Origin of the sequence: Dietzia papillomatosis NBRC 105045 (assembly GCF_001570845.1) — a bacterium.
Classification (GTDB): domain Bacteria; phylum Actinomycetota; class Actinomycetes; order Mycobacteriales; family Mycobacteriaceae; genus Dietzia; species Dietzia cinnamea.
Genome location: NZ_BCSL01000044.1, coordinates 18,642 through 27,210, shown reverse-complemented (window position 1 = coordinate 27,210; position 8,569 = coordinate 18,642). Strand labels below are relative to the sequence as shown.

Below are 8,569 nucleotides of genomic sequence, written 5' to 3'. Positions count from 1 at the left end.
GCGGGAAACAATAGTCAGCACTTGCTGAACTATACAGCGTCTGCTGAACTGTTGGGACAACGCATTAAAAACCTAAAGGTTTTCAAGACACCCGACACCGTCCAGGACAGCGACCACTTTTGAGCAGTTTTCCTGGCTCTACGGCCACCCGCCGGTGTCTCATTAAGTCATCTTGGCGACATTCGTCTCAGGATCGGCCTCGGTAGGGGTTTATGGGGCAGAATCGGGCCATGAGGCATCTGGGGTACACCCGCGTCAGTACCGCGAGTCAGGACGCGCAGTTGCAGTTGGATGCACTCGTAGATTCCGGGGTTCAGAAGCGCGACGTCTTCTCCGACGTCACCTCGGGGAGCCGGACCGCGACCGAGCGCCCGGGGATGAAGCGGCTGATGGACTACATCGAGCCCGGCGATACCGTCGTGGTGTGGCGCATTGACCGCCTCGGCCGCTCCCTGATCGATGTCCTCAATAACGTGAACTTGCTTCGCGACAAGGGCGTGAAGATCCGGTCGCTCTCGGACGGCATCGATCCGGAGACCACCTCCGGCCGGTTGATGCTGGGCATGCTCGCCACCCTGGCCGAGTACGAGCGCGAGCTCATCACTGAACGCGTCAACGCCGGCATCGCCGCGGCGAAGCAGAACGGCACGAGGTTCGGTCGGCCCCCGGTCGATCCCGCAGTGATCGCCGAAAAACTCGACATCGCCCAGGACGCCCGAAGAAAGGGCCGCACCGCCGCCGAAGCGGCCAGCTTGGTCGGATGGTCCCGCGCCACCCTCTACCGCCACCAGCAAGCCGCCCGAGCCCTCGAGGCGCTCGAGCCTTAATGCAGGTGGCGCCGTCAGGTATCGCCGCTAGAACGCCGCCACCGAGCAGCGCGATTTACCGGTACACCCGTGTGGGACGATATGCCGCCAACCGTCCTCGCTGTGTCACAGGGTCGATGTGGCCTTTATGAAACGTCTTCCCGTCGGGTCTAGTATCTATTGATACAGATTCCGGGCGAAAGGGTCTCCTCATGGCTGATCGGGTCGGGACGTTGCTGAACCGTTCGGGTAATGGTGGCGAGGAGGTGCTCATCGTCAGCCGCGGGAAGGTGCGGACTCGGTTCCGTCGCCGGGACGAGTTGGGTTGGAACTTTCGGGTGGAGTCGACGGACTCGGAGAACATCATCGAGCGTAAGCCCCAGCCGAAGCCCCAGCCGAAGCCACAGCCGGATTCGAAGTCGGCTCGCCGAGCCTCGCGTCCTCGCGGGCAGCGGGTGGCGTACGTGCGGGTGTCGGCCGCGGATCAGAACGAGGCGCGTCAGCTCGAGGCGGTGGGGGGAGTGCGACCGGTTCTATATCGAGAAACAGTCCGCCCGCTCGCGTGCCGATCGGGTAGAGCTCGAAGAGTGCATCGGATACCTGCGAGATGGTGACGAGCTGGTTGTTGCGTCGATGGACCGTCTCGCTCGTTCGCTGGTTGATCTCAAGCAGATCGTCGGCGAGGTCACCGCGAAGGGCGCGAGTGTGGAGTTCGTCCACGAACGGGCCACCTACGCTGCTGATGTCCAGGATCCTCGCGCCGATCTGATGCTCTCGCTACTCGGGGCGTTCGCCGAGTTCGAGCGGGCCATCATCCGAGAACGCCAAGCCGAAGGCATCGCCATCGCCAAGGCGAAAGGCAAGTACAAGGGACGCAAACGCGTCCTGACTGACGAGCAGGTCGACAAGGCCCGGGCCCGCATCGAGGCGGGGGAGGGGCCGTCAGCGATCGCTCGAGATTTCGGAGTAGGCCGCTCCACCCTGTATCGCGCCCTCCAGCACCGCGCACAGTAACCGCAGATGGTCGGCCCGTTGCGCTGTTCAAGGGCGTGCTGCTTGAGGGGCAGCCGATACCGGACTTGTGACCGAAGTTCATCTGAAGGGTCGATTGGTGTGTCGCGACGAACGCGAAGCCGCTCTTGTCGACACCCACTTGCCATGTCATGTTGAGTTGACGCGAGCTGAGCAGGGCTGCAGGTCGTTCTCGGTGACCCGGACCGAGGATCGTCTGGTGTGGCGCGTCGAGGAGGTCTTCGACGACGCCGCTTCGTTCCGCAGGCATCAGGAGCGGGTTCGCGGCAGTGAGTGGGGGACAGTCATCGCACGCATCGAGCGCGACTACTACATCACGGGGCTCTGACTCGAGATGACTACTTTCGCCGCAAGCAGTGCGGATGCAGTGATTCCGCTGGCCTTTGACGTCGTATGGCTCCTCGCCGCCCTGGTGTGGTTGCTGATTCCGGTCGCGATCGTCGTCGCTGAACGGCGCCGTGCAGCGCCGTGGCCCGAGACGTTCCTATGGTTCATGGTGGCGTTCCTCCTGCCCGTCGTGGGGCTGATCATCTGGGCGCTCTACCGGGCAGTCGACGCCAGGCGGGCGGCCTCGCGGTGAGCATCGCGACGCCGGTTGTCCTGCGTAAGTACGGATCGGCGCTCACTGGCGCACGGTCGCCCGGAGGGGGATTACCGGCGTGACTGGATGGGTGCCATGCGGAGTCGAGGGGCGCATCGCAGCGTTGCTCGAGGCCCGGACCGTGAGCGCGGTTCGAGACCTCTTCCCCTGCGGGGTGCGGATCCTGTGTCCGATCACGCGCCGTGCGGGCCGTGACGTGGCCGGGTGGTGTTCATGGCGTGAGGTTGCTGAGCGGGTGGGTGCGCAGTATCCGCCCCGTCGCGGCTTGACGGCGATGATCGACAGCGCCATCTCACCGGACTTGGCGACGGATGTGGACCGTCTGGTTGGGTGCAGTGCGCGTCCTGCCATCGAGATCGCGCAGCGCTTTTCTCGCACCGCGTCTGTCCAGCGGTGGAAGGCGGCGATCTGGACGGTGTGGGGTGATCCGATCGGAGACCCCGAGGACACGCGCATCATCAATATCGTGGACGACAGCGCTTATGGCAGCGACTACGACTACCAGCTGGTGGCGGTCTCGCCCGCTGATCTCACGGACCCGTTGCTCTATCCCGAACCGTCCTTCCTGTGGTCCGAGGGCGAGACACTGTTCGTCGAGGTTCAACCCGAGACAGGATGGATTGAGGTCTACTCGACAAGGCCGGATCTGGTCGAGGAGGTGCGAAGCGAAACCCAGTGGGAAGTGGTCCCGCTGGTCCGCGACCTCCCGCAGTCGTAGCGACGGTGGCACCGCGATTCCCGCTCGCGGTAGGCACTGCAGTTCTACACCGGGCTGCCAGACAGTTGTGGCAGAAATGTGTCACAGGGCGCTGCAATCGAGAGGTCTCGAGATGAGCGGGCTCGTCGGTAGCCATCAAGAGCTGATGCCCTGTCCTGTTCCGCCCACGCACTGCGCGACGACGTCCAGGAGGTACCCGTGGAGGCATTCCTGATTCCGCTGTTGCCTCCGGTAGCCCTGTCGCTCGCGCTCTGGGCATTCATCGTCTGGGTTTCCTTCAAGGCGACGGGGCGAGGCGCCAGACGAACCGCGGCCGCGGTCTCTGCAGTGTTGTCGATCTGCGGAGCGATCGCGTTCCTCGGCTTCGCCGGCAGTGACGACTACAACGACTACCCCGGCTATACCTGCGCCCTTCGTGACGGTCACGTGCCGGACGGCTTTCCTCCCGAACGGCTTCCCCCGCAGGAACAGACCAGCACATTCCATACCAACCTCGACTGGTCCCATGGGTACGAACTGCTCCCCGCCGGGGTTCGCTGCACCTACTGGACCAGGGACGACCCCCGCGTCAGCGTGGTTACCCACAGCCCGTGGTCGTACTCGGTGTGGATCTACGGACTACTGGCCATCGCTCTGATTCAAGCGGCCCGCGTCATCAACCCTGACCTTCATTCTCGGCGGCGCACCTGGTCTTCGTGAACAAGCACGATGTGTAGTGCGTTTCGACTCACAACCTGAAACAGCGGGTCGATTGACGCCGTCCCACAACCAAAGAACTGGGACGGCCGCCGCGGCACGTGCCAAGTAGGGGCTACCTTCGGTTGATGGAGAAAGAGGACCGGAACGTTTTGATCAGCGCTGGGCTGTCGGTCGTGACGGCTCCGGTAGCGGCGGGCGCGATGGCTTGGGTGTGGAAGTTCCCGATCGTCATGGTGGGCGTCAGCGGAGGCACGGTTGATGATGCGATTTCCGCGGCGTTTTCGATGGTCGTGTTCATGACGGTGTTCTCGCTCTTCATCGGCATCGTGGCGATCGGCCTGGCGGGAGCCGGGGTGGGCGTTCTCGTGCGCCGTGGTCCTGTGTTGGACGCTGTTGCCGCTGGTGTCGCCGTTGGCGTGCTGGCGGCACTGGTGGTCGGATTCGGAGGGGTGCTCTTCGACTGAACTGAGTCAAGGCGCCCGGGGTGAGTCTTCGGAGAACCGTCGCGGCGGTCTAACCCCAGTTCTCGCCGCTGACTAGTCAAGGCCTTCGCGGGATATTCTCGGCTGATGCGTGTCTCGCCGGATGGAACCTTCCATGGACTGCGTGCGTCGCACATGTGTCGTGCGGCGTGCCGGGTTCCCTCAGACCCGGGCCCACTGGATCGCCGGTATGTCGCGCTGCATCCGGTAATTAATTATCGGCCCTACATCTCCGCATCCCCTGACGTTTTCCCTCCCGGTCATCCCGGGTACAACCAGGGCGTGGCGGCAGATCTGCAGATCCCGCAGGCTCTGCAGAACGAGGTGGAGAACTGGATCAGTCAATTCAAGAGCAAACTTTCGTCATCTCGGTGACCGTCCGGTTGATCAGCCTGTGTGGTCGGACGGATTCGACGAGATGGCCTGGCTGGACCGCGGCCACGCACTGGCCGAGCTCCTGGGTGCACTATCCGGAGCACTTTGTGTTCTGCTGTGCGGAGAAGCTTGTGGTGTGCGAGCTGGCGGCTGATCAACTGGATTACGTGTGCGCGCTGACCGGGCAGATCACGCGTGAGGATGGCTGGCGGATGCCCGGCAATGAGCCCGATCCGGATGTGCCGGCGGAACTGAAACTCATGCCGGAGTACGGGGTCGAGTGGGGCTTATGGGACGCGAGACTGCCGTACCACCAGCCGCCCCGGCTTCGCGGCCCCGGACTGTTCGTGGGATTCTCCACGCCACGATCGCTCGGCCTTACAGTCGAACTCGAGGAACGACTTCGGCAGTGGAACGAGGACTGGCGCCGTGGCTTCCTCGACTATGGGCGAGATGACGATGGGACAAGCGCCAATCTCGGCCTGCCGAATGGAGGTTTCGCCCTGCCGCAATGGGCCGACGGCATCGATCCCGCTACTTGGTACCGCGAGGGCCGAGCGATCGCCGCGAGCCTGGCCGATCAACTCCCGGGCGTGAAGGTGCGCCTGGCTGCGATCCGATACGTGTGTGCCCCGCGTTTCCTCCACCTCACGAAGATCTTCGGCGACGACGAGTTCTTCACACCGCTCTCGAGGCAAGTTTCCGAGACACCAAAAGTCGCCATCGGCCCAGAAGAGGACGAGCGACAGCGCCAGCAACCGGAGTCTCGTAAAACTGTAGGTTTTTAAGGCACATTCACGGCGCCAGGCGGGCCGCCGCGGGAGCCCTCGTCCACTCCGCTGGGGCCGCGGGTTTCAGGCGCAGCATGACGTCGGCATCTGGTTTCGGAAGAGGCCGGCCACGATGCGCAGGCTTTCGCTCATGGTCAGGTACGGCGCCCAGGTGTCGGCCAGATCGTCGACGGTCATGCCGCTTTTGATGGCGTAGGTGGCCGCCAGCATGATCTCCCCGGCCCCGTCCGCCAGAGCGTGCACGCCCAGAACCTTGCCGCTCACGGCGTCGGCGACGAGCTTCACCGCCCCGCGGGTGTCGTGCTGGACGAGCGCCCGGGGGACATCGGACAGGTCCAGGACGCGGCAGTCGCACGCGTGCCCTCGGGTGAGGGCCTCGTCCTCGGTCAACCCCGCCGAGGCCAGCTGGGGCCGGGTGAACACGACCGCAGGAAAGCCGGCGTAGTCGACCCGAGCTGCCGGCGGGTACCTGTCCTCGGTCAGGGCGTTGAGCGCGGCGGCCCGACCGCCGGCGGCGGCGGCGTAGACGTACTGGGGAGCCCCCGAGACGTCACCGGCGGCCCAGACGCGCGGGTTGGAGGTGCGCTGGGTCTGGTCGACCACGACGAAGCCGCGCTCGTCCACGTCCACACCGGCAGCGGCCAGGTTCAGGCCGTCGGTGCGGGGCAGGCGTCCGGTGGCCACCAGGACCTGCGCGCCGCGCACCTGTTCGCCCGAGTCCGTGGTCACCACCACCTCTCCTGCGGGGCCTGGTTCGCGGGCCACAGTGGTCGCGCGCTCTTCGACCACGGTGATGCCGTCGTCGGTGAAGACTTCCCGAAGTCTCTGGGCCAGCTCCGGCTCGGCGTGCGGCGCCAGACGCCCGACCACAGAGACCCGGGTGCCGAGGTGAGCGAACAGCTGGGCCTGCTCCATCCCGACGTACCCGCCACCGATAACGACCAGGGACTCAGGCAGCTCGGTCAGCTGCATCGCGGTGGTGGACGTCAGCCGGTCCACAGAGTCGAGACCGACCACCTCCGGGATGGCGGGGGTGGCACCGGTGGCGACCAGATAGGCCCGGGCCCGCAGCGCCTGGCCGTCGACGGCCAGGGTGTCCCCGTCCAGGAAGCTGGCCTGGCCTGGGCGGACCTGGAAGCCGTAGGCAGCGGCCACATCGGCGTACTTCGCATCACGCAGGCGCTCGATGAGTGCGTCCTTCTGGGCCACCAGATCGCCGAGGTTCACCGGTGCGGCTGACGTTGGGGCACCTTTGAAGGGATTGGTGAGCGCGGCGTGCCGGGCCCCGGCGGCCGCCAGGAGCGTCTTGGACGGCACGCAGCCGATGTTCACGCACGTCCCGCCCAGAACACCGCGCTCAACCAGCACGACGCTCTTACCGGCCTGGCTGGCCGCGATGGCGGCGGACATCGCCGCGCCTCCTGAGCCGATCACGGCCAGATCGACGTCGTAGTCCACACCCATTTGCCCACCTTCCTTCGCGTGACCCCTCTTCAGCGTCCATAGTGGACGTTCCAGCGCAGGGGAAGGTCAAGGCGAACATGGACGAGAGCCGAGAAAGGGGCCACTGTGCGCATCGGTGAGTTGGCCGTGGCCAGCGGCACCACAACCAAGACGCTGCGCTTCTACGAAGAAGCCGGCCTACTACCTGCGCCTGAGCGCACCGCCAACGGATACCGCGACTACACCCCTGCGGCCCTGGCGCGCCTGGACTTCGTTCGCCGCGGCCGCACCGCTGGGCTCACCCTGGCCCAGATTCGCGAGATCCTCGACATCCGCGACGCCGGAGTCGCACCCTGCCAGCACGTGCACGCCCTGCTCGAAGCCCACCTGGGCGACCTGGACCGCCAAATCGCCGACCTGCAAGCACTGCGACACACCGTCGCGCACCTTCACCACAGTGCCACCACCAGCGACCCCACCAAATGCGACACCACGACCGTCTGCCGCTATCTGTGACCAGACCGGTGCTCGCGTGTATCGCCATGAGCAGATGCCGCCACAGAGCGTCGACAGAACCCCGCCATATAACGGCGAAAGCCACACCATCGGCGCTGTGTCGCAGGGTGTGTTTTGCTATTTATGAAACGTCGTCCCGTTGGGTCTAGGGTGTATTGATACATCTGCTCGGCGAAAGGGTCTTCTGGTGGCTGATCGGATCGGGACATTGCTTGACCGTTCGGGTGACGGTGGCGAGGAGGTGCTCATCGTCAGCCGCGGGAAGATGCGGACTCGGTTCCGTCGCCGAGACGAGTTGGACTGGAGCCTTCGGGTGGAGTCAACGGACTCGGAGAACATCGTCGAGGAGAAGCCGAAGCCGGATCCGACGTCGGCTCGCCGAGCCTCGCGTCCACGCGGTCAGCGGGTGGCGTATGTGCGGGTGTCGGCCGCCGATCAGAACGAGGCGCGTCAGCTCGAGGCGGTGGGGGAGTGCGACCGGGTCTACGTCGAGAAACAGTCCGCTCGCTCGCGTGCCGATCGCGTGAAGCTCGAAGAGTGCATTAGGTATCTCCGGGACGGTGACGAGCTGGTGGTCGCGTCAATGGACAGACTCGCTCGTTCCCTGGTCGATCTCAAGCAGATCGTTGGTGAGGTCACTGCCAAGGGCGCGAGTGTGGAGTTTGTCCATGAACGGGCTACCTACGCCGCCGGCGCCCAAGATCCTCGAGCCGATCTGATGCTTTCGCTGCTCGGGGCGTTCGCCGAGTTCGAGCGGGCCATCATTCGTGAACGTCAGGCCGAGGGCATTGCCATCGCTAAGGCGAAGGGCAAGTACAAGGGTCGTAAGCGAGTCCTGACCGCCGAGCAGGTCGACAAAGCCCGGGCCCACATCGAGGCAGGGGAGGGGCCATCAGTGATCGCCCGCAATCTCGGAGTTGGCCGATCCACGCTCTACCGCGCACTACAGCGCGTTGAAGCGGGCGGGCGTGGACGCACCAGCCACTGACCCCCGCCCTGAAGATGGTGGGTATCGCTAGCCACAGCAGCTCGACCGCCGAGATTCGGCACTCGGGAGGGACCGCGGTTCTTGCTGACCTTGCGCAGTTTCTCCAGGCACGAGTCAG

10 protein-coding genes and 1 pseudogene are annotated in these 8,569 nt (G+C 65.0%); 10 read left to right on the top strand and 1 reads right to left on the bottom strand.

Annotated elements, in window-relative coordinates; translation table 11 throughout:
* The first annotated feature begins 230 nt into the window (after positions 1-230).
* From DPA01S_RS13660 to DPA01S_RS13625, 8 genes and pseudogenes are all read left to right on the top strand, one after another.
* Positions 231-827, top strand: coding sequence for a recombinase family protein (locus DPA01S_RS13660; RefSeq protein WP_061230211.1), 597 nt, complete (start codon positions 231-233; stop codon positions 825-827).
* A gap of 191 nt (positions 828-1,018) precedes the next feature.
* A pseudogene (locus DPA01S_RS16440) lies at positions 1,019-1,820 on the top strand (recombinase family protein).
* A 67-nt stretch (positions 1,821-1,887) separates the two neighbouring features.
* On the top strand, positions 1,888-2,166 hold the full coding sequence (locus DPA01S_RS13650) for a putative quinol monooxygenase (protein ID WP_061917047.1): 279 nt from the start codon (positions 1,888-1,890) through the stop codon (positions 2,164-2,166).
* 6 nt (positions 2,167-2,172) lie between these two features.
* Complete coding sequence (locus DPA01S_RS13645) at positions 2,173-2,418, top strand: hypothetical protein (protein ID WP_153038698.1); 246 nt, start codon at positions 2,173-2,175, stop codon at positions 2,416-2,418.
* A gap of 295 nt (positions 2,419-2,713) precedes the next feature.
* On the top strand, positions 2,714-3,157 hold the full coding sequence (locus tag DPA01S_RS13640; protein ID WP_157076977.1) for a hypothetical protein: 444 nt from the start codon (positions 2,714-2,716) through the stop codon (positions 3,155-3,157).
* A gap of 198 nt (positions 3,158-3,355) precedes the next feature.
* On the top strand, positions 3,356-3,856 hold the full coding sequence (locus DPA01S_RS13635) for a hypothetical protein (protein WP_061917038.1): 501 nt from the start codon (positions 3,356-3,358) through the stop codon (positions 3,854-3,856).
* A 125-nt stretch (positions 3,857-3,981) separates the two neighbouring features.
* The gene (locus DPA01S_RS13630; protein ID WP_061230139.1) at positions 3,982-4,320 is read left to right on the top strand and encodes a hypothetical protein; all 339 of its coding nucleotides are present in this window, start codon (positions 3,982-3,984) and stop codon (positions 4,318-4,320) included.
* Between the two features lie 479 nt (positions 4,321-4,799).
* On the top strand, positions 4,800-5,501 hold the full coding sequence (locus DPA01S_RS13625) for a hypothetical protein (RefSeq protein WP_061917035.1): 702 nt from the start codon (positions 4,800-4,802) through the stop codon (positions 5,499-5,501).
* A 66-nt stretch (positions 5,502-5,567) separates the two neighbouring features.
* On the opposite strand, the gene merA is transcribed toward DPA01S_RS13625, so the two are convergent.
* Positions 5,568-6,968: a mercury(II) reductase gene (gene merA, locus DPA01S_RS13620; RefSeq protein WP_017838447.1), complete on the bottom strand. Its 1,401-nt coding sequence runs from the start codon at positions 6,966-6,968 to the stop codon at positions 5,568-5,570.
* Between the two features lie 105 nt (positions 6,969-7,073).
* Here merA and DPA01S_RS13615 point away from each other — a divergent pair, with 105 nt between their 5' ends.
* On the top strand, positions 7,074-7,463 hold the full coding sequence (locus tag DPA01S_RS13615) for a heavy metal-responsive transcriptional regulator (protein WP_007928756.1): 390 nt from the start codon (positions 7,074-7,076) through the stop codon (positions 7,461-7,463).
* 187 nt (positions 7,464-7,650) lie between these two features.
* Positions 7,651-8,451 (top strand): recombinase family protein, encoded by an 801-nt coding sequence (locus DPA01S_RS16435; protein WP_083961728.1) that lies wholly within the window; start codon positions 7,651-7,653, stop codon positions 8,449-8,451.
* Positions 8,452-8,569: the final 118 nt, after the last annotated feature.